Source organism: Micromonospora sp. NPDC049204 (genome assembly GCF_040647935.1).
GTDB lineage: Bacteria > Actinomycetota > Actinomycetes > Mycobacteriales > Micromonosporaceae > Micromonospora.
In genome coordinates this window covers 227,510-248,711 of the sequence record NZ_JBEZDC010000005.1, presented here as the reverse complement: position 1 = coordinate 248,711, position 21,202 = coordinate 227,510, and the positions used below count along the sequence as shown (strand labels likewise).

Annotated in this window: 14 protein-coding genes and 1 pseudogene; 5 read left to right on the top strand and 10 right to left on the bottom strand. The window is 72.2% G+C overall.

Features of this window, described 5'->3' with window-relative positions:
* Window positions 1-36: 36 nt before the first annotated feature.
* Both AB0A90_RS12595 and AB0A90_RS12590 read right to left on the bottom strand, forming a co-directional pair.
* Window positions 37-1,218 (bottom strand): glycosyltransferase family 4 protein, encoded by a 1,182-nt coding sequence (locus AB0A90_RS12595; RefSeq protein WP_357245741.1) that lies wholly within the window; start codon window positions 1,216-1,218, stop codon window positions 37-39.
* The gene (locus AB0A90_RS12590; RefSeq protein WP_357245738.1) at window positions 1,215-3,218 is read right to left on the bottom strand and encodes a heparinase II/III family protein; all 2,004 of its coding nucleotides are present in this window, start codon (window positions 3,216-3,218) and stop codon (window positions 1,215-1,217) included. Before AB0A90_RS12590 ends, AB0A90_RS12595 begins: the two co-directional genes overlap by 4 nt.
* A 253-nt stretch (window positions 3,219-3,471) precedes the next feature.
* Here AB0A90_RS12590 and AB0A90_RS12585 point away from each other — a divergent pair, with 253 nt between their 5' ends.
* The gene (locus AB0A90_RS12585; protein WP_357245736.1) at window positions 3,472-4,818 is read left to right on the top strand and encodes an O-antigen ligase family protein; all 1,347 of its coding nucleotides are present in this window, start codon (window positions 3,472-3,474) and stop codon (window positions 4,816-4,818) included.
* 227 nt (window positions 4,819-5,045) lie between these two features.
* The gene (locus AB0A90_RS12580; RefSeq protein WP_357245733.1) at window positions 5,046-6,503 is read left to right on the top strand and encodes a hypothetical protein; all 1,458 of its coding nucleotides are present in this window, start codon (window positions 5,046-5,048) and stop codon (window positions 6,501-6,503) included.
* A 39-nt stretch (window positions 6,504-6,542) separates the two neighbouring features.
* On the opposite strand, the gene AB0A90_RS12575 is transcribed toward AB0A90_RS12580, so the two are convergent.
* The 6 genes from AB0A90_RS12575 to AB0A90_RS12550 form a co-directional block, all read right to left on the bottom strand.
* Window positions 6,543-7,736: a glycosyltransferase gene (locus AB0A90_RS12575; RefSeq protein ID WP_357245730.1), complete on the bottom strand. Its 1,194-nt coding sequence runs from the start codon at window positions 7,734-7,736 to the stop codon at window positions 6,543-6,545.
* 12 nt (window positions 7,737-7,748) lie between these two features.
* On the bottom strand, window positions 7,749-9,119 hold the full coding sequence (locus tag AB0A90_RS12570; RefSeq protein WP_357245727.1) for a glycosyl transferase family 1: 1,371 nt from the start codon (window positions 9,117-9,119) through the stop codon (window positions 7,749-7,751).
* Window positions 9,116-10,534 (bottom strand): oligosaccharide flippase family protein, encoded by a 1,419-nt coding sequence (locus AB0A90_RS12565; protein ID WP_357245724.1) that lies wholly within the window; start codon window positions 10,532-10,534, stop codon window positions 9,116-9,118. The genes AB0A90_RS12570 and AB0A90_RS12565 overlap by 4 nt, the downstream gene beginning before the upstream one ends.
* 137 nt (window positions 10,535-10,671) lie before the next feature.
* A complete protein-coding gene (locus AB0A90_RS12560; protein ID WP_357245721.1) occupies window positions 10,672-12,546 on the bottom strand; it encodes a polysaccharide biosynthesis protein in 1,875 nt (624 codons plus the stop codon).
* 148 nt (window positions 12,547-12,694) lie between these two features.
* Window positions 12,695-13,843 (bottom strand): aminotransferase class I/II-fold pyridoxal phosphate-dependent enzyme, encoded by a 1,149-nt coding sequence (locus tag AB0A90_RS12555; RefSeq protein WP_357245718.1) that lies wholly within the window; start codon window positions 13,841-13,843, stop codon window positions 12,695-12,697.
* Between the two features lie 336 nt (window positions 13,844-14,179).
* Window positions 14,180-15,262 carry a hypothetical protein gene (locus AB0A90_RS12550; protein ID WP_357245715.1) on the bottom strand — a complete coding sequence of 361 codons (1,083 nt, stop codon included), beginning with the start codon at window positions 15,260-15,262 and terminating at the stop codon, window positions 14,180-14,182.
* 161 nt (window positions 15,263-15,423) lie between these two features.
* On the opposite strand from AB0A90_RS12550, the gene AB0A90_RS12545 reads away from it, so the two are divergent.
* Complete coding sequence (locus AB0A90_RS12545) at window positions 15,424-16,122, top strand: acyltransferase (RefSeq protein ID WP_357245713.1); 699 nt, start codon at window positions 15,424-15,426, stop codon at window positions 16,120-16,122.
* Between the two features lie 20 nt (window positions 16,123-16,142).
* On the opposite strand, the pseudogene AB0A90_RS12540 reads toward AB0A90_RS12545, so the two are convergent.
* Window positions 16,143-17,204, bottom strand: a pseudogene (locus AB0A90_RS12540) (glycosyltransferase); the annotation flags it as partial.
* A 243-nt stretch (window positions 17,205-17,447) separates the two neighbouring features.
* Between AB0A90_RS12540 and AB0A90_RS12535 the strand changes: the two are divergent.
* A complete protein-coding gene (locus AB0A90_RS12535) occupies window positions 17,448-18,530 on the top strand; it encodes a glycosyltransferase (protein WP_357245710.1) in 1,083 nt (360 codons plus the stop codon).
* Window positions 18,527-19,846, top strand: a complete 1,320-nt coding sequence (locus AB0A90_RS12530; protein ID WP_357245708.1) for a glycosyltransferase — start codon at window positions 18,527-18,529, stop codon at window positions 19,844-19,846. The genes AB0A90_RS12535 and AB0A90_RS12530 overlap by 4 nt, the downstream gene beginning before the upstream one ends.
* On the opposite strand, the gene AB0A90_RS12525 is transcribed toward AB0A90_RS12530, so the two are convergent.
* Window positions 19,762-20,997: a glycosyltransferase family 4 protein gene (locus AB0A90_RS12525; RefSeq protein ID WP_357245705.1), complete on the bottom strand. Its 1,236-nt coding sequence runs from the start codon at window positions 20,995-20,997 to the stop codon at window positions 19,762-19,764. The genes AB0A90_RS12530 and AB0A90_RS12525 overlap by 85 nt on opposite strands.
* Window positions 20,998-21,202: the final 205 nt, after the last annotated feature.

Sequence of the window (21,202 nt, the reverse complement as noted above, 5' to 3'; positions counted from 1 at the left end):
CGCGGGGCGGCCTGGGTCAGCGCGGGGCGGCCCGGGTCAGCGCGGCGCGTCGCCGTCGACGAGCGGCGCGAGCAGCCGGCCGAGGGCGTGGGCCATCGCGGTACGAGACTGGTTCGCCCGGATCCAACTCCGGCCGGCGGCGCCCATCTTGGCCAGTTCGTCCGGGCTCGCCTGGGTGATCTGAGCGAGGCCGTGGGCGAGGTGGCTCGGCGGGGTCACGTATCCGGAGTCCGCGCCCAGCACGAGGTCGCCGACGGTCCCCGGGCTGTTGGTGACGATCGGCAGCCCGGCGGCCATGTAGTCGAACACCTTGTTGGGGCTGACTCCGGCCCGGAACAGCTCGACGTCGGCGAGGACGTGCACGCCGACGTCCGCGGCGTGCAGGAGGTCGGGGATCTCCGACTTCGGCACCGGGTCGAGGAAGCGGACGTTGGGGATGGCGCGGGCCTTCGCTTGAAGGCGTGCCTTCTCCACTCCCGCGCCCACCAGTACGACGTCGATCTCGGGCACCGCCTCGGCGGCGGCCAGCAGCAGGTCGAGTCCGTTGGCCGGGCCGTGTGCACCGGCGTAGACGGCGGTCCGGCGGGTGAACCGGTATCGCTCCCGCAGTTCGGCGCGGGGTCGGCTGGGTACGAAGTCCTCGGGGTCCGCCGCGTTGGGGATGAAGGCGATCTTCTCGGGCGCCACGCCCTTGCCCTCGATCGCCGCCCGGACACCGGGCGCCATGATCACCACGCGGTCGGCGCGCCGGTACAGGAACCGTTCGAGGCGCTCCAACGCCCGGTACGCCACCGACGTCTCCGACAGCGTGCCCATCTCGACGAGCACCCGCGGCCACAGGTCCCGGACCTCCAGGACGAACGGCGTGCGCCGGAGTGTCGCCACGACGCAGCCGGAGAGGCCGGCCAGGAGGTGCGGCGACGAGGCGTAGACCACGTCGGGTCGGGGTTGGCGCAGGCTGGCCACCGTGGCCGTCACCGCGTAGCTGGCCCAGTTGACCACCCGGCCCAGACCGTTGCCCCGGTACGGCGTCACGGCGACCAGGTGAAAGCCCGGCTCCGCGCGCTGCGGCCGGCCGGTGATCATGTTGCGGCGGCTCGCGATGATCACGTGCGTCCAGCCGGGCAGCCGGCTGAACAACTCGACGTGCCGGGTGCCGCCGGGATGGCCCGGGGGCACGGCGAAGTGGTTGAGGACGAGGACTCTGCGGGGGTTCATCGTGGTGCTCGCACGTGGTGGACATCCCCTGATCCGAGGTGGGTGACGGTGAGGGAGGCGCCCGCGTCGCTCCAGGCCACCTGGTAGCGGAAGCCGTCGAGCGCGTCCGGTTCGGGTGGCGGCCCGGGTACCGCGCCGAGCCCCCACAGCGCGGTGTCGGCCCGACTCTGGGCCGTGAGCCACGTCGCCGGCTCCCAGCGTCCGTACGTTCGGCTGTGCCAGCCCGCGAAGGGCGTCGACCGGCCGCGTACCGCCTGGTGCCCGTCGAGTCCGAAGAGGTCGAGCTTGGTCCCGCCGAGGATGAGCGTGTCGTCGTCCACCACGACGTCGGGGTGCAGCGGGACGGTGAGCGACCAGGACCGGGCGGTCGCCGGCGGGTCGGCGAACTCGACGATCGCCACGTACTGCTCGGCCACCACGACCGCCCGGCCGACGCGCACCGGGTGCTCGCCGCGCGCGTACGCGTCGTGCCAGCCGAAGAGGATCGTGCGGTCCGCCAGGACGAGCGGTGTGCCGAGGTGGCCATGGCCGGTGGTGAGCCAGCGGAACGCCCGGTGTGGGACGAGCTGGTCCTGCCCGTCCGGCCGGCGTACCGGGTGGGCGGCGGAGGTACGCAACCCGTTGCGGATCTCAAGCGGGCCGTTGTAGGTGCCCGTGCCCGGGTCGGCGATCAGCCACCTGCCGTCGTGTGTGATCCAGACCGAGGTCAGGTCGGCGTGGCCGTGCGAGGGGCCGCCGTCCACCTTGAACCACACGCGCCACGGCCCCCGGTCGACACGCGCGATGCCTCCGGAGGTCGTCGCGGTCGACCGCTGGCGCGTCGTCGCGCCGAACTCCTCCGCGGTGGACTCCGGGCCGGGCGGGGGCGCGTACCACGCCAGTTCGTCGAATTCGGCGTACCACCGCGCCGGCAGCCGTTCGCCGCACAGCGCGAGCCCGAGCGCGGCGGAGCCGGCCACGTCGAGCGGGTCGCCGGAGGACGCGAGCACCCGTCCCTCGTCCCAGTCGCCGTACTGCGGGACGTCTCCGTCGAACACGCCGAGCCGGGCGAGGTGCAGGCTGGCGGCGTGCAGATCCCGGCGGACGCTGGGCGGCGCGCCGCCGAGCAGCACCCGCACGATGAGCATTTCGAGGACGAACCGGTGGTACGACAGCGAGTCCTCGATCATCCGGCCGTCGGCGCCGAAGTGTCGGCGTTGCTGGGCGGCGAACATCTTCTCGCCGGTACGCGCCCACCAGCGGGCGCGCCGCGCCGCGGGGAACATCCGGGCGAGAAGCATCAGCCCGAGCGCGTCACCGAGGAGGTGGTTGTTGCGCATGCTGCTCAACGTGTAGGGCAGCTCGACCATCAGGTGTCGGGCGCTGGACAGCAGCAGCCGTTCCATGGCGGTCCCGACGTCGCCGGGTAGTCGATCGCCGACGAGCGCGAGGATCTGGTTCCAGGCGATGGCGCGCAGGGCGAGTTCGAGGCTGGAGTACCAGTTGACGCCCCGCTCCGGCGGGGACTGCGTACACCAGGCTCGCAGCAGTTCGTCGAGGCCGCCCTGCCACGGGCCGGTCGGGTCGAGGCGGGCCGCGCGGGCCAGGATCACCAGGTCACGGTGGCGTGCCGCCTCCCAGGTGTGCTTCACGTCGGACAGGCGAGCCTCGGAGCGGATGTCGATGCGCCACCACGGGTCGTCCGCCGGCCACTGCCGTCCGGTCAACGGGTCGGTGCTCCACGGTGCCGACACACCCGTCGCCACGCGGGCGCCGAAGACCCGGAGCCCGTCGTTCAGCACCTGGCCGGCGTCGTCCAGGCAGCGCTGCCGTGCGCCGTCGCCGATCGGCCGCACGCCGGTCAGCGGCACCGACGCGGCCGGGTGGTGCCGGTGCGCCTCGCCGCGGAACAGGACCGCGTGGAATCCGGTGCGCTTGGATGCCTCGTACGCCGCGCGCAGCGGTGCCGACAGGCCCAGCGCGCGCATGTCCACGGCGATCGCGCGGAGATCGGGTTTCACCTTCGACGTCCCCTTGGGCAATGGCGATTCCGTCGTTTCGTCCCGACCGGGACCGTGGGTGTAGGAAGCTGCAAGCGCAGATCAAATCGGGCATTTAGGACGCTCTTCGGTGGTGCCCGGGTCGTGGTGGGGCGCGCCGGTCGGGGCGGGTCGTCGGACTGTCGTCTGTCCAACGCCGCCGGTGCCGCATCAGTGACGACACCGCCGGTGACGACGTCCGCGGATGCCGCCGCAGGGACGAGAAGGAGTGGTCGTGACAGCGCAAACCCGGGCGCCGCTCGGCCCCCGTACGCCGGTGCCGCCTCCGGCCGGTGCCGGATCACGCCCCGGAGGTCGGGCCGTGGCCGTGGCCGGACGGGGTGGCCGGCGGACGAGGATGACGACTCTCGCCGTCGCGCTGCTGTGTGTCGCGGCCTTCCAGGCGTCGTCGGCGAACGCCTGGCTGACCGTCCTGCAAGCCTCCGCCGCGGCGATCCTGCTCAGTTGCCGCCTTCCGCGCCCCCGACTGCCCGACGCGCTGGCGGTCGCGGTAGCGGCCTGGGCGCAGCTCACCGTCGTCTGGTCCAGCGACGTCGCGCAGACGCGGAGCGTGGCCCTCGCGTACACCTCGGCCGCTCTGCTGTTCGTCGCGGTCCGCCACGTCGCCACGACGCCGACGCACCTGCTCGCGGTCGGGGGTTCCTACATCGTCGGATGCGCCATCGCCGCGTGGCACCTGATCATCGAGGCGCGCGGAGCCGGGGGACAGGCCAGCGCGATGGACATGGCGGTGCGCTTCGGCATCGAGGGCACGAACATCAACTTCACGGCCTACTCCAGCGTCACCGCGTTCGTCCTGGCGCTGGGCCTGTTGAAGATCCGCGGTCAACGGCGGCTCTTCACCATCGGTCTGATCACCGCGTTGCCGGTGCTGGCGTCCGGGATCTTCCTGAACCGGACCAAGGGTGCCCTGGTCGCCCTGCTGCTCGTGGTGGTGTACGCACTGCTCAGCGAACTCAACTCCCGGGTGACCTGGGTGGCCGCGGTCGCCGTGGTGCCGACGCTGCTGGTGACGGTGCCGCTCGGTCTGGGGCAGAGCGCGTTGACGTGGGCCGACGATCTCATCGGCTCGGCGGCGACCGGCGACGTGCTGAGCCGTGTCGAGTTGTGGCGGTACGCGTCCTCCTACTGGTGGGAGGCCCTCTGGGTGGGCGGCGGCGCGGGCACCTTCGAGCTCTGGAATCCGTTGGGCATCCGCCCGCACAACGCCGTGCTCGCCGTCGCCGTGGACCTGGGTCTGCTGGGCCTGCTGGGCGTCGCGGCCCTGTTCGGGGTGGTGCTCGCCCGGCGGGCGGCGCAGTGCCCGGTCGGGCTCCGGGTCGCCGGGCTGTTCCTGGTGGGGGGATTTCCGCTCTGGCTGACCGGAGTGTGGGAGTTCGAGCGGGGGCCGTGGCTGGTACTCGCCCTGCTGTCGATGCTGCCGGTCCAGGTCGCCGGCCGTCGCCGGGCGGGCGACCCCGGGCGGCGAGCGACAGGCCTGCCGGGTCCGGTGCGGGTCCGCGCCGCCGGACGTCCGGCCGGGGCGACAGTTCTGGACTGGCCGGGGGCCATCACCCGGTGACCACCCGATCGTTGGCTCGTTCAGTGACTTCTGAGAGCCAGCGATTTGGACCACGACGCCGCGGAGCGACCGTCCGCGCCGCCGAAACCTGGCCTGGCACGACGACGGGCCGCGTACGGGCGTCGGGTGCTCAACAGTGTGGAGGGTCGGCGAGTGCAACCGCGGAATCCTGGCCGGGTCGACCCGCGACCGTCCGGGGCTGGCCGCCCGGCCGGGAGTGGTCCTCGGTGACCACCGTCGACGGAATCAGTCGTGGCCGACACCGCTCGCCGGTCGGCGACCTGCAGCTCCTGGCCGCGCCGCGACCTGAGCACCGGGTACCCCCGACCGGGGCGGCGCTCCGCGCGGCACCGGCCGGTCACACGGTCACCTGGCTGCCGCTGGTGCTGGCGCTGTCGTGGATGCTCGGCACGTTCGCCGTGTTCTGGTCGACGCGACTGGCCCGCGATGTCACCAACCCCTACCAGCTCTCCGCCTTCGTGCTCCTGGCGACGGCGCTGTTCGCCGGTGGGTACGTGGCGCAGATGGCCCGCCGTCCGCCCTCGCTGGCCGCCGCGACACACTCCATCGGCCGCGTCCGGCTGGTGCGTCAACTGGTCCTGGCCAGCGCGGTCTACTACGTCGTCGTGAGCCTGACGCGGCTGACCCAGTTCGGCGCCACCGGCCCCAGCAGCGTGTGGGCGAACATCCAGGCACCCGCCGCCGGATACGTCAACAAGTTCGACGTCTATCAGCAGGGGTTCGGCAGCACGAGCCCGTGGATGACCGCGCTCTTCCCGCTCGGCGTGCTCAGCGTTGCCCTCGTACCGCTGCTGGTCGTGCACTGGCGCAGTCTGCCCGGCTGGCTGCGACTCGCCGGCGTGGGCGCGACGACCACGCACATCGCGTTCTACCTCTTCATCGGCACGATGAAGGGCCTCGGCGACGTCGTCATCATGCTCGCGGCCGGAATGTTGATCGCGTGGGCGTCGGTCCGGCACCGGCCGCGGACCTACTCGCGCCGGCGTCGGGCGCTCCTGCTCGTCGTCGCGGCGTTCGTGCTCCTGGCCACCTACATGATCCACAATCACGCGACGCGGGCGGCCGAGTTCGGCACCACGGGCGACGTGGTGCGCGTGAACCCGTCGGTGGAACGTGTCCTGGGTAAACCGATGGCCGAGGGCATCGCCGCGATGATCGGTTACCCGACGCACGGCTACCTCGGGTTGTCCTACAACCTGCAGGTGCCCTTCGAGTGGTCCCGTGGTCTCGGCAGCGCGCCGTCCGCGGCGATCTTCGCCGAGCAGACTCTCGACGTGGACCTCACCGACCATCCGAGCTTCCCCGACCGGACGGAGAACGAGATGGGGTGGCCGGCGCGCATGTACTGGGCCACCATCTATCCGTGGCTCGCCTCGGACCTCACCTTCCCCGGTGCGGCGCTGTTCATGGGGTTGGTCGGGTGGCTCTTCGCCGGCTCGTGGCGTGCGGCGGTGTCGTCCCGCCGGGTGGTCCCGTCGCTGATCTTCGCGCAGCTCTGCATTCTCGTCTTCTACGTGCCGGCGAACAACCAGCTCGGGATGGCGCCGGAATCCATCGTCGGGATGGCCACGCTCCTGGCCCTGCACGTGCTGCGGTCGATCTTCGGCGAACATCGGGCGCCCGCCCCGGGTCCGACCTTCACCGCACGGGCTGCCAACAGGTAGGCGCCACGCCCGCCCGGGCTGGGCGGCGCGTGTGCGCCGTCAGCCCCACTGCCGGAAGAACCTGCCGAGCGGTTCCGCGTACGCCCGGTAGTCGAACGATTCGAGCGCCTGGCCGCGCGCGGCCTGGCGCATCATGCTGCGCTGCGCGGAGCTCAACCCCGCCGCCGCACGGAACGCCCCGGTGACCTCGGCGACCGAGTGGTCCCGGCAGACCAGGCCCTCCCGGTGGGGGCGCAGGTATCTGCCCATGTCGCTGGTGAGGTTGGCGATCACCGGTGTGCCGCTGGCGAGGCTCTCGCAGAACTTCGTCGAGAAGCCCGCGTCCGCCGCCCGCTCCGGCCTGCGGACGAGCACCGTGAAATCCGCTTCCTGTAGGGCGTTGGACACCTCGGCCTGCGGTAGCCGCCCCAGGCACCGCACCCCGTCCGGCAGCGGCCCACCGTCGAAGAGGCGGCGCACCTCGTCCAGCGTCGGGCCGTAGACGCGCAGCTCGACACTCGCGCCGTCGCGTTGGACGTTGCCCACCGCCTCGATGACGGTGCCCAGAAGATCCTTCTTGTTCCCGTGCGGGTTTCCCGCGTAGGCGAGCGTGAGCGGAGGTGCGTCGCCCGCGGTCTGCCGTGCCTCCAACGTCAGGCCCTTGACGTCGAGAGTGGGTGGCACCCGCAGGACGGGTCTGCCGCTGCCCCGGTAGTGGTCTTCCAGGTAGGAGCTGATCGCGATGATGCCGTCGCACCGCGGGTAGTAGTGGCGCAGGGCCAGCTTCATGCTGACGTGCAGCGGGCCGAGGTAGCCGCCCCGCACGTGGCGTCCGTTGAACCAGTCGACGACGTCGACGATCAGCGGCACCCGGTGCCGGCGACACCAGCGCTGGAGATGGAACATGTACTGCGCCTGACCGCCGTGCACCAGCACGTGGGACGGCTTGGTCGGCTGGGCGTCGAGCCACCGGACCGTCCGCTGACCCCAGCGCACGAGCGTCTGCACCGAACTGCCGAGGGGCCCCGCCTCCGGCGACGGCCGCTCCGCGAGACCGAGGTGGGAGACCGAGCCCGGTCCGTCGACGCCCGGCAGCGCCGTGCTGGTGAGCGGCTCCGGTCCGCCGCCGGCGACCACCACGTCGTAGCCGGCGGCGGCCAGCGACGCCACCAGTCCGTAGACCCGTCGGGACCCCGCCTCCCCCCACGGGAAGAGGAACGGACCCACACAGGCAACCCATCCGGTACGTCTCATCGCAGCACCCATCTAGGTCAGTTGCCGGCCGGCGACCCCGGCGGTGGTGGATCCGGTTCGTGCCGCCGAGCCCAACGTGGCGGCGAACCGCGCGGCCACGTTCTCCTTGGCGTGCTCCTGCCGTGCGAACGCGGTCCCGTTGCGGGCCAGCCGTTCCCGCAGGGCCGCGTCCCGGCAGAGGTCGGTCAGGCCGCGGACGAGCGCCGCCGTGTCGTCGGTGCCGACGATGACGCCCGCATCGGCCTCCTGGATGTGGTGCATCGAGGCCACCTCGGCCGGCCCGTAGCCGAGGATCGGCCGGCCCGAGGCGAGGTACTGGGGGATCTTCGTCGAGACCGAGTAACGGGTGTAGCGGCGGATCTCCTCGTCGAAGGACTCGATGTGGACGAGCACGTCCGCGCCGTGCAGCGCGGCGGGCACCTCGTCGCTGGTCAGCGACGGCCCCAGCCGTACCCGCGCCAGCGACGCGAAGTGTGGCGCGTGGCGGGTGAGGTCCTGCTCCGGAGCGTGGATGGTCAGCCGGACGGGCAGACCGGCCGCGGCCAGGTCGTCCAGTGCGGCGCCGATGTCGCGCAGCGACTCCCAGCGGTTGAGGTGCAGGGCGCCGACGTAGACCAGCTCCGTCGTCGCCCGCTGCTCCGCCGCGCCCCGGGGTGGGGCGAAGAAGGTCTCGTCGACGCAGTTCGCGAACGGGCTGAACGGGACGCCGTACCGCCGGGCGTACTCCTGGGCCATCGGCGCACTGATGACCATGCCGAGCGGTGCCCGGCGGATGAGTCGTGCGACCGTCTCCTGGACGGACCGGTCGGCCCGGCCGAAGAGTTCACCGTTGTCGTACAGGGTCGCCGGCCAGTCGTCGGTGAAGTGCGGCACGACCGGGACGCCGCAAGTACGCGCCGCGAGCGCCGTGATCCTCGTCAGCCGCACACTGCCGAGCATCGAGTAGACGACATCCGGCCGGAAGCCCCGCATCCACTCGATCAGCGCCGGGGGAACGCGGATCGGGCTGAGATCGGCGGTCGCCCGCAGTTGCGCGTAGATCTTGGCCAGGGCGGGCCGGTTCTCCGCCGCGGCGTGTACGGCGGCGATCGGCCGGCTCTGTTGCAGCGGCGTGCGACCGTTCCAGCCCGACATCCGCATGGCGTAGTACTGGATCGGCAGGTAGTGGTCGCGCGGCGGAAAGTGGAAGAAGTTCTCGCACACGTCCGTGGTCGGCGTGATGTTCCCGGTGTGCACCTGGGCGAGGCGGTCCTTGGGCCAGCCGGAGAAGAGGTTCGACAGGGTCAGGGCGGTGCCGCTGACGCGGCTGAAGGGCGTGTGGCTCACCACCAGTACCCGTGGGAATTCCTCGTCGAACACCATTGGTGCCTCCACCTCTCTCATGTGGTCCGTATTCTCAGCGCCCGCCGGTAGCCGAAGATGGCCGCCGGGACAACGGTCACGGTGTAGATGACAACGGCGGCGTACGGTGCCGCGGCCACTCCCCACCAGTGCACTCCGAGCAGTTTTCCGACAATGGACAGCGGTAGGTACAGCAGATAGCCGCACAACTGGGGGCGGACGACTCCGGCCGCGTTCTGCACCATGAACCGTGGTGAGATCGCCGCCAGCACGATCCACCAGCAGGCGAGGCCCAGCAGCAGTGGGCGGTTCCCGATCGAAATGGGAAGCCAGGCGGCGAGAATCTGCTCGCCGAACAGCACCAGGATGGTCGACGGCAGGAGGGCGATAAGCGTCGAGACGATCGTCATCCGGCGCACGGTGCGGCGAATCCAGTCGAGGTCGCCGCGCGCCAGGGCCTCACCGTGCATCGGCCACAGTGGTTGGTTGACAAGTGTCACGAGCGCGCCGAGCTGGTTGAACAATCTGGCCGGCACCGCGTACGCGGTGACGCTGGCGAGGCCCAGCAGGTGCGCGATGATCAATGGGTCGGCGTTGTCCGCCAGGACCATGATCAGGGTGACCAGGAAGAACATGCCGCCCAGGCCGAACAGCTCCCGAACTCCCCGACCGTCGACGAATCTCAGGCGGGGCGCCAGGTGCGGCAGCCGCCAGCCGAACGTCCAGACCGTGTTGGCGATGTTGACGAGCAACGGGCCGATGGCGATGCTGGCGATCACCGCTATCGGGGGCAGTTTCGCGTACACCGCGCCGAGCGCGAGGGGTAACGAGAGCGCGCTCGCCGTCGCCTGCCAGACATTGCTGGCCGCCACCTGCTGATACGCGTACTGGACGCGGGCGACAAGCGACAGCGGAATGTTGAGCAGGAACGCGGTCAGGCACACCAGGGCGACAAGGTGGGCGTCCCGCGCCGCCGTCCCGGTCGCGTTGAACAGCAGCGGCCACGGGACGAATCCACCGAGCAGAAAGAGCAGGCCACACGTCGGGAGCGCCACCCCGCACACCGCCGCGTAGGCGCTGGAGACGTACCGCCGGGCCGTGTCCGAGTCGCCGTCCACCCGACACGGCGCGAGCCTCGTCATGAGCCCGAGGCCGACACCCAGGTCCGCGAAGGCGACCATCCCGGTGACGGCGAGCACCGCGGCCCAGAGCCCGTACAGGTCGGCGCCCAGGTAGGACAGGGTCACGGGGAGGAGGACGAGTGGTACGAGAGCGCTGACCGCCCGGCTCAGCGCCGCGGTGGCGATCCAGGACAGCAGTCGACGAGCGCGGCTCGGGCCGGGGGGAGCGGCGTCGACCGTAGCGGGTGGCTCCAACGTCTGGACGGCCCGCCGCGACCTGGGCGATGCGGCGTGCAGCGGCTCGTACCGCTGAGACCTGCCGTCCCGGGTCCGCATCTGTCGGTCCTATCGCTTCGCGGCGAACGCCGGAGGGACGCGGCTGCCGCGTCGCGGCCTCGCGCTGGGGTTCCCTACGGTCATAACTGCCGGTGCGGGGGTTTGGGTGCGGCACTGGTCACCGTCCGCCGCGCCGGTCACCGGGACTGCAGGGGTACGCCCACCGGACCGCCCACCGTCGGGTCGATCGGCTGGGCGCAGAGCATCGCCAGGTGCTCGGTGAGCTTCACCGCGTCGTCGTACGGGTCGAGCCCGCTCACCTCCATCGGGTCGAGCGCCGGCACGGCGACGTGGGACACCAGCGGGTGGAACGGTCGGGTGTCCACCTCGCCGGTGCCGAACAGGTCCTCGTGCAGCTTCTCGCCGGGACGAAGGCCGGTGTAGACGATCGGCACCCTGCTGGACGCCTGCTCGGCCATCTGCCGGGCCAGGTCGGCGATGCGGACGGGCTCACCCATGTCCAGCACCAGCGCCTCCCCGTCCCGCCCGATCTCGGCGGCCTGGAGGACCAGGTGGACCGCCTCCTGGACGGTCATCAGGTAGCGGGTGACGTCCGGGTGGGTGACGGTCAGCGGCCTGGCGTCCTCGATCTGTCGCTGGAAGGCCGTCACCACCGAGCCGCGACTGCTGAGCACGTTGCCGAACCGGACGCTGAGGAAGGTCCCCGGGAACCGGGACGCGGCGTGCGCGGTCAGTCGCTCGGTGATCCGCTTCGAGTACCCGAGCACACTGATCGGGTCGGCCGCCTTGTCGGTGGAGATGTTGACGAATTTGGCGACGTCCTGGCAGGCGTCCAGCACCGACAGGGTGCCCCAGACGTTCGTCTTGACCGCCTCGCCGGGGTACCGCTGCAACAGGGTCAGGTGCTTGAGCGCCGCCGCGTGCAGGATGACCTCCGGACGGCGTTCCCGGATGATCCGGCGGAGGCCCTCGTCGTCGCGCAGGTCGGCGAGGATCAGCTCCGGGCTGTCCAGCATGGCGCGGCCGGAGAGCGACATCTGCAGGCCGTGCAGGGCCGACTCGTCCCGGTCCAGCATCATCAGCTCACCCGGATCGGCCTTCATCACCTGGCGGCAGAGCTCCGAGCCGATCGAACCGCCGGCACCGGTGACCAGGACCCGCCGCCCGGTCAGGCTGTTCGTCTTCAGCGGCAGGTCACCGATCACCTGGTGGCGGCCGAGCAGGTCGCCGATCTGCACGTCCCGGACGTCGGTGACGGTGATCCGGTGGTCGACGAGATCCCGCACGGGGGGCAGCACCTTGAACACCGCCCCGGCGGTGAGCGTGGCCTCGCGGATCTGGCGGATCAGCGCCGCGTCGGCGTTGGCCACCGAGAAGATGACCGCCTTCGCGCCGGTACGGCGGATCACGGCATCGATGTCGCGCCGCCCGCCGAGCACCCGCACCCGCCGGATGCGCAGGTCGCGCTTGTCGGGATCGTCGTCGAGGGCGCCCACCGGCAGGTACCGGCCGCGCGGGTCGCCGAGCATCGCCCGCAGCAGCTCCTGGCCGGCGTTGCCCATCCCGAACAGCAGCACCGGTGTCGACGACCGGACGTCGGGACGCATGGAGAGATCGCGCCGGTGCCGGTACGCGAACCGGGCACCGAGCATCAGGAGCAGGGCGAGTGCGCCGCCGACCAACGGGGTGCTCGCCGGCACCGGCCGCTCACCTGACGACAGCAGGGCGAGCAGCACGATGGCCGCCGTCAGGATGGCGGTGCCGGCGACACCCTGGACCTCCTGCAGGCTGCCCAGCGGGTGTCGTCCGGAGTAGAGCCGGCGTACCGCCGCCACGGCGACGTGCGCGACTGCCGCGAGCAGGCCGATCGCCGCGGCCCGGCCCAGTTGGCCCGCCGGGAGGTCGAACTCGAACCGGGTCCACACGGCTGCGGCGAAGCCGCTGACCCAGGCGGTGGTGTCGGTGGCGAGGAAGCCCGCGGTGCGGCGGCGAGCCCGGGCCCGCCGTGTCGAGCGGTCCGCGTGCTCCGTGTGCTCGGTCTCCTGCGACATGTGCTGGCTCCCTGACCCGTCTCCGACCGCAACCGCCGCGTACGGCGGAAGGGACTAAACGCCCTTTGTTCTTGTTACAGGCAGTCTCGTGTTTATGAGTGATTTCGGGTGAATAACGCACCGGCATCGCTCCCGCGTCGTCCGGTCGTCACACCGGGCGGGCTCCCGTCCGGAGGCTCAGGAACTCCTCGATCGCGACGGACACCCGGGCGATCTGCGGCTCGGTCAGGGCGCTTCCGCTGGGCAGCGTGAGCCCATCGGTGAACAGCCGCTCCGCCGCGCCGGTGAGCAGGCTCTCCGCGCCGTCGTGCATGGGTTGCAGGTGCATGGGCTTCCACACCGGCCGGGTCTCGATGTCCCGCTCGGCCAGGTGGACCGCCAGGTCGTCGGCCCGCCAGCCGCACCGCTCCGGATCGACGGTGATGACGGTGAGCCAACAGTTGGACTCGCCGTCCTCCGCCCCGAGCAGCCCGACGCCCGGCACCGGGGCGAAGAGTTTGGCGTAGTGGTCGCGCAGGTGCCGGCGGCGGGCGATCATCGCGTCCAGCCGAAGCAACTGGGCTCGACCGAGCGCCGCGAGCAGGTTGCTGAGCCGGTAGTTGTACCCCGTCTCGCGGTGCTCGTAGTGCCGCGTCGGTTCGCGCGCCTGGCTGGCGAGGTGGCGGGCACGGGTGAGCAGCGCGGCGTCGTCGGACACCAGCATCCCGCCGCCGGAGGTGGTCATGATCTTGTTGCCGTTGAAGGAGAGCACGCCGACACGCCCGAAGGAGCCGGCGGCCTGCCCGCGGTGGCGGGCGCCCAGGGCCTCCGCGGCGTCCTCCACCACTGGGACGTCGGCGTCCGCGCAGACCGGGACCAGGGCCTGGTAGTCGGCGCAGCTGCCGAACATGTCGACGGGAACGACCGCGCCGACCCGCTCGCCGCGCGACCGCAGCCGTCGCAGCGCCTCGTCGACGAGGGCGACGTCCACGTTGCCGGTCCGGGGGTCGCAGTCGACGAAGACCGGCCGCGCCCCGATGTAGCGGGCCGCGTTGGCGGTGGCGACGAAGGTGAGCGTGGGCACGACGACCACGTCGCCGGGGCCGACACCGACACCGAGCAGGGCGAGGTGCAGAGCCGCCGTCCCGGAGTTGACGGCCACGGCTCCGACGGCGCCGACCCGCGCGGCGACGTCCTGCTCGAACGCCTGGAGGTCCGGGCCGACCGGGGCGACCCAGCCCGAGCGCAGGGCGGCGATCAGGTACGACTCCTCGAGCGGCCCGATGTCGGGGGGCGACAGGTACACGGTGCCACTCATCGGGCACCGTCGATCACGAGACCACCAGGCATCGGCACGATCCCACCTCCAGCAGCGTCGGGGTAACGCTCGGTACACGTCCTGACCGGGTAGAAACCGGATGACCGCGCTGATAGGCGACAGTCGGCCAGCATTCCCCCGATCAACCCCGAAACTCGCAGACGGACACGGCCGGCTCGGCAGCCTTCTGCGGCGCGGTGATCCACCGCACGAGCGGTGAGCGTCGCAACGACCGGTCGGGCGAGGGGAAAACTGGCCGGTCGGGCGGGGGAGGGGCGGCCCCTTCGGCGGGGGGATCGTGCCGGTGCTCAGGTCGCCGGCGGGACGCGCTCGACGTCAGTACGGCGAGGGCCGCGAGGTGGCCGATCGCGCCGGCTGCGCCGGCAGTGCGGGCGCCGGGCGTCGAAGGTGGCCGACGATCGCCTCGCAGAACACCGCCTCGATGTCGCACTCCTCTTCGACGTGCTGCCACGCCTGGCCCGCCCGGACGTGGTAGCCGCTCGACCTCTCCGCGGTGACGGTGCCGAAGTGCAGGCACTGGAACTCGATCAGGTGGAAGCGGTCGCCGTCGTGGCCGATGTCCAGCGACGTGAGCGGGGTGCCGAGGATGTCGGCGACCTGCTCCGCGTAGGTGAGCAGCGCGGCACGGTCGACGCCCGCCAGGTCCTCGAAGTCGAAGTCGCCGCTGCCACTGGCCCGGAAGTCACCGGGGCGGTTACGCCGGTAGAGGGTGTAGTAGCGCGCACCCATCCGGAGCACCTTGAAGTCACCGCTCAGCCCCGGAATCAACGCCTGCACCAGGAACTTCTGTCGGTGCGTCGAACGCGGGTGGTGGTCTCGGCGAAGCAGTCGCCGGCCATGCTCGCGGACGGTCTCCGCGTGGTCGTGGGTGCGGCTGAAGGCACGGGCCGTGCGCAGCAGTTCCGGTCGGTCGGCCGCGCGGGCCACGAACCGGGAACCGGCGCCGTAGGCGGACTTGAGCACCTTCGGCCACGGCCCGTCCAGCGCCGCGTCGGCGAGTTCCTCGTACGTGCCGAAGGTGCGGGTGCCCAGCCGTTGGGCGTCGCGCGGGAAGAGTTGGGCGCGCAGCGCCTCCATCATCACCTTGTTGTGGTGCGCGCGCAGGTAGCGGTAGGCCGGAATGACCCGGGCGCCGGCGGTCTCCAACGCCAGCACCAGGTCCTCGATCCAGCTCTTGTAGTGCAGCCCGCGATCCTCCGAGGAGGTGTAGAGCACCGGGACCCCGCGCAGATCGTCGCTCAGGTCCAGGTCGGCGAAGCCGATGACCTCCGGTTCGAAACCGGCGCGGGTGAGTTGCCCGGTGATCCGGCCGAGGTCCATCGTGCACAGCCCGTGTTGGGTACGGGCGGTGGAGTAGAACGTGCCGCGGTAGTCGCTCAGGATCAGGATTCTGGTCATCTCGGACTCTCTGCGCGGACGGAGACTTCGAGGGATATGCACCTATTATGGAATTTGGCGAGGCTACCATCGGCCCCTGGATCGACCTGGACGACCGGCGGAGATGCGGGAGGCGACATGCGCGTGGTGCCCGAGCGGGCTGGCGTCGGGACGGGAGTCTGATGCGCGTCCGCCTCGATCAACCTGGAAAGCTGCTCCGCCCGGTGATCGGGACGCTCGACCGTCTCCTGCGTGCGGGGGCGCGGGTCCGACGGGCGATCCGGGGCCTTGCCCTCGCCGACCGCTTCGCCGCCCGGGGAGACAACTTCACGTTCGACCCGGACGGTGTGTACACCTGCGGGTCGATCGAGGTCGGCCACAACGTTGATCTCGGGTACCGACCGATCCTGATGGCGGCCCGGAGTCGGATCCGCATCGGTGACAACGTGATGTTCGGCCCCGAGGTGACGATCCGGGGTGGCAACCACCGCATCGACCAGGTCGGCGTACCGATGATCGCGGTCGACAAGGAGGCCGGCGACGACACCCACGACCGGGGTGTGACCATCGGCGACGACGTGTGGGTGGGCACCCGGGCGGTGATCCTGCACGGGGTGACGATCGGCCGGGGCGCGGTGATCGGAGCCGGTGCGGTGGTCACCCGGTCGGTGCCGCCGTACGCGGTGGCCGCCGGCAACCCGGCCCGGGTGATCCGCCTGCGGTGGCCGGTGGAGACCATTCGGGACCACGAGCGGCAGCTCTACCCGGCCGCGCGGCGGCTGACCGCCGCCGAGTTGGCCGGTCTCGCCGAGCTGCCGGTGCCCGAGCCGCGTCCGACGCCCGTGACGAAGTCGCTGACCACCGGCCTCCAGGCGCGATAGTCGAAGCAGTGGGACCGCTCGCGGGCGGCGCGACTCATCGCCCGCCAGGCCGGGTCGTCGAGGCGCAGCGCGCGCTCGATCCCGCGCCGGACGTCCTCCGCCGCCGCGCCGTCGAGGATGATGCCCTCGCGGCCGTCCACGAGGTACCGCCGGAGATCACTCGTCAGGTTGAGCAGCACCGGGCACCCGGCGGCGAGGCTCTCCGGCACCTTGGAGGGGAAGCCCGCCTGCGCGTATCCGAGCGGCGGGCGGACCAGCACGGAGAAGTGCGCCCGGCGCAGCTCGGCGAGCACCCGGTCGCGGGAGACCCGACCCAGGAAACTCACCTGGTCGTCGAGGGCGGCCAGCCCGGCCTCGTCCAGGTCGGAGAGCTGGCCGGCCCGCTCCCGGCTGATCCCGGCGATCACCAGGTGCACCCGGGCCCGGTCGGCGGGCGGGAGGAGACGGATGCCCTCCAGGACCACGGCCAACTGGTCCTTCGCACCTGCCGACCCGGCGTAGAGCAGTCGGAGCCCGTCGCCGAGTGCGGGTGGTGCGGGGTCGGCGTAGTCGGCGCGGTCCACCTGGGGCGGCACCACAAGGGTCGGCCGGCCCTGGCGTACGAAGTGCCGCTCCAGCAGCTCGGAGATGACGATGACCTGGTCGGCGAGTCGTCCGGCCCAGAAGGACGCCCAGCGGTGCCGGAGGAAGTACGGCGTCCGCCAGCCGCGGGGGAACTGGGCCCGGTCGTGCTGCTCCAGCACGTCCACCGTCACCGGGCACCGCACCGCCACCCGCAGCACCGCCCAGGTCGCCAGGTCCCACAGTCCGAGCGGCAGGTGCACGCCGGCCAGGTCGCCCGGGCGGACACCCGCGCGGCGCAGCGCGGCCAGCACCCGCAGCGGGCGGAGTCGCCGGTGTGACCAGCGGCCGAGCGCCCCACCACCCCGGCGGCGGCGGGGCAGCGTGATCAGGCGGACGTCGGGTGGCAGGTCCACGGGGGAGGGTGGGCGCGACCCGTCGTCGGGCCAGTCGTTGACCACCAGGGCCACGCCCCCCGGCGGGGTGGCGGACCGGACGAGTTGCAGGAGCCGGTTGGACATCGCGTCGCCGTGCGGAAACCGGTACGCGGCCAGCGCCAGCACCGCGGGCGTAGCGGTGGGCCGCAGGGCGGGGATCAGGTCCGTGCTGGTGGTGGGCTCGCCCACGCTCCACCCCCTCGGGAGATTAAAGTGATTTGTGCCATTATGACTGCTTAGTCTAGGCGGGCCGTCGAAATGAGGAGACATGCAGCGTGCAGCCGTGCGCGACGTCCGGCGCCGGCTCGCGTCGGCCGGAGTGCCGTCGTGAGCCGACCGGTGGTGGTACAGCACTCGGCTGGCGCCCCCGGGGCCAACGGCCCGCTGACCGCCGTGCAGCGGGTGCTCGCCTCGCCCCTGGCCGACCGGTACGAGTTCGTCCGGATGCACCAGCACGCCGGCAACGGCAGCCTGAACCTGCCGCTGCTGCGGGAGTGGGTGCGCCTGCTGCGACGGGTCCGCCCGGATCTGGTGCACGTGCGGGGTCTGCAGAACGAAGGCTTCCACGGCGTGCTCGCCGCCCGCCTCGCCGGCTGCCCACGGGTCCTGGTCACCGTCCACGGCACCGTACGGGACCTGCGTCAGCCGGGTCGCCCCTGGCGGCGACGACTGCTCGTGCACGGGGCTGAGCCCCTGACGCTGCGGCTGGCCAGCCACGTCGGCACCGTCTGCGCGTACGCCGCCGGCCGGGACTTCCTGTCCGGCCTGGGCGCGAAGTTCGTCGGGGTGATCCCCAACGGGGTGCCGCTGCCGACCCGTCCACACGCTGTCCGGGACCGGGTCCGCGCCGAGCTGGGCCTGCGCCCCGACGACGTCGCGATGATCGCGGTGTCCCGGCTGACCTGGGAGAAGGGGTACGGCGTCCTCGCCGACGCGGTACGCCGGCTGCCGCCGTCGGCCACCCGCCGGGTGCTGCTGGTCGCCGGCGACGGGCCGGACCGCGACGGCATCGCGGCGGCGCTGGCTGACGCCGGCCAGGTCGAGGTGCGCCTGCTCGGCAATCGTCTCGACGTACCGGACCTGCTCGCCGCGGCGGACCTCTTCGTCTTTCCGACCCTGCACGAGAACCTCTCCAACGCGCTGCTCGAAGCGATGGCGTACGGACTGCCGGTGGTCGCCTCGGCGGTGGGCGGCAACGTCGAGGTGCTGCGCTCCGGCGGCGGCCGGCTGGTGCCGGCCGGTGACCCGGATGCCCTGGCCGCGGCACTGATCCCGCTGCTGGACGACGCCGCCGAGCGACGCCACGTGGGGGAGTTGGGTCGCAAGGTGGTGGCCGAGGACTACGGCCTCGACGTCATGCTCGGTCGCCTCGATCGGGTCTATCAGCAGATCCTCGGGGAGGGACGGTGACGCAGCGACGCGGCCCCCGGGTCACCCTGCTGGGCTTCACCGTGCCGGACGACCTGCTCGCCGAGATCATCGCCCGGGACACCCACCTGCCCACCCAGACGCACACCTTCGCCTGGAGCGTGGTGCGGAGCCTGCGGGCCGCCGACTGTCCGGTGCACCTGCTCTCCGCCGCGCCGGTGTCCACCTGGCCGGGCAACGGGCAGGTCCGCTTCCGGGCGGGGCGGTTCCGGCAGGACGACGTGGACGGGCAGCTGCTGGCGTTCGTCAACCTGCTCGGCCTCAAGCACCTCACCCGGTTCGTGGCCGCCTGGCGTACCGGCGGTCGGGCGCTGCGCGAGCGGGACGCCGACGTCCTGCTGGTGCACGGCGTGCACTCGCCGTTCCTCTGGTTCGGTGTGCTGCGCCGCCGCGGCGTCCACGTGGTGCCGGTGCTCACCGACCCGCCGGGTGTCGCGCTGCCCGGCGACGGTCGGCTGGTCCGGCTGCTGCGCGGGCTCGACGTCGCGCTGGTCCGGGCCGCCCTCGCCCGCTGCTCGGGGGTGATCGCGCTGACCGCCGCGCTCGCCGAGGACTTCGCGCCCGGCCGGCCCCGGCTGGTGCTGGAGGGCATCTGTTCGGCCGATCCGCTTGAGCTGCGCGAGGGCGCGCGGGCGGTGCTGCCGCCCGGTGCGACCAGGGACATCGTGTACGCGGGGGGCCTGAGCCGTGCCTACGGCGTCGACCGGCTGGTCGAGGCGTTCCGCGGTCTGCCCGGGGACGACCTGCGGCTGTGCGTGTACGGCCGGGGCGAGCTGGCGGGTTGGCTGCGTGACCAGGCCGCCGTGGATCGGCGCATCGTGCCTCCGGAGTTGCTGCCCCGGCCGGAGTTGCTGCCCCGGCTGGCCCGGGCGGCCGTGCTGGTGAACCCGCGTCCGGTGGACCAGGACTTCGTCCGCTGGTCCTTCCCGTCGAAGATCATCGAGTATCTCGCCGCCGGGGTGCCGGTGGTGAGCACCCGACTGCCCGGCATTCCCGGGGAGTACGCGCCGTGGCTGTCCTTCGCCGAGCCGGACACCGCCGACGGGCTGCGGACAGCCGTCGCACGGGTGTTGGCGCTGCCGGCGGACGAGGCCCGGGCGCTGGGCGCCGGCGGGGCCCGTTTCGTGCGGGAGACGCGTAACCCGGTCGCACAGGGTCGCCGCGTGCGCGACTTCCTCGCCGGGCTGGCCGGGCTGCCCGACGGGCGCGCCACTCAGCCCCGGCCGCGCGCCGCCGCCTTGCTGAGCAGGTCCTCGATCTGGTCGACGCCGACCCGCAACGACATCCGGTCCAGGTAGAGCTGGCGACCCCGCCGGCCCATCGCGATCCGCTGCTCGGCCGGCACCCGGGCGGCGGCGGCGAACTGGTCGGCCAACGCCCGCCAGTCGTCCGGCGGGCAGACCAGACCCGCCCCGCCCGCGCTGACCAGCGCGGCGGCGTCGCCGTCGGCCGACATCAGCACCGGGGCGCCGCAGGCCAGCGCGGCCTGCAACTTCGAGGGCACCGTCCCGCGCAACCAGGGCAGGTCGCGCAGCATGACCAACTGGTAGTCGGCGGCGGCGTACAGCTCGGCCATCTCGGCGGCCGGACGGCGACCGACGAACCGCACGTTGTCCGCGTCCAACTCGTCGGCGAGTCGCCGGGCCTGTTCCGCCCCCAGCCCGGTGCCGACGAAGACCAGGTCCACCGCGTCCGGCGCCGCCGCGGCCGCGCGGATGGCAACGTCGACGCCCTGCAACACACCCAGGTTGCCGGCGAACATCACCGTCACCCGCCCCCGGTGCCCGATCGTCGCCCGGGCCGAATCGGTGCCGGCCACCGGCCGGAACAGCGCCTCGTCGGTCCAGTTGAAGACGGTGCGCACCGCGCCGGGGTCGACACCCCGCTCGACCACCTGTTCCGCCATGGCGGGCGCGATCACCGCGATGCCGGCGCAGGCGCGGTAGATGCGGCGCATCATGGCGGTCAGGACCCGGTCCATGGCCTGCCCGGCCAGCCCCGGCGGGGCCATCCCGGATGCGGTCACCGACTCCGGCCACAGGTCCTGCACGTGCAGCACCGCCGGGACGCCACGCAGCAACCGCAGCAGACCGGCGGCGGCGTACGCGGTGGGTGGCGGATGGTAGACGTAGAGCGCGTCGACGCCGTGCAGGTGGCGCGGGGCCGCCAGGGTGCTGGTGGCGGCGAAGGAGAGATAGCTCGCCGCCCGGCGCAGACCGGATCGGTCGTGACTCGGGTACGCGGGCACCCGTCGGACGGTCACCCCGCGATCGGTGGCCCGGTGGTTCCAGCGTTGCCGCCAACCCGGGTAGGTCCGCCCGAGCGGCAGGCTCGGGAAGGTGGTCAGCACCCGCACCTCGTGACCGCGTCGGGCCAACTCCGTGGCCAGTTGACCCGGCACGAAGGCGCTCTCCGGCGGGTACCACTGACTGATCAGTCCGATTCGCATGTGCCCGGCACTCCCGTCGACGTCAACTCGTCCACCTGGGCAGACAACTGACGGAAGGGAATGAAGGACACGCGGGTCGGTGTCCGCTTCGCGTGACTTGCGGCAACAGCGCTCGTTGTCACACTAGTGGCCCCAGCGGCGCTGCCACGGCCCCACCCAGCGGGCACCCCAGCGCCCGCCGCCCGGGGCCGAGCCGAACGGGGAG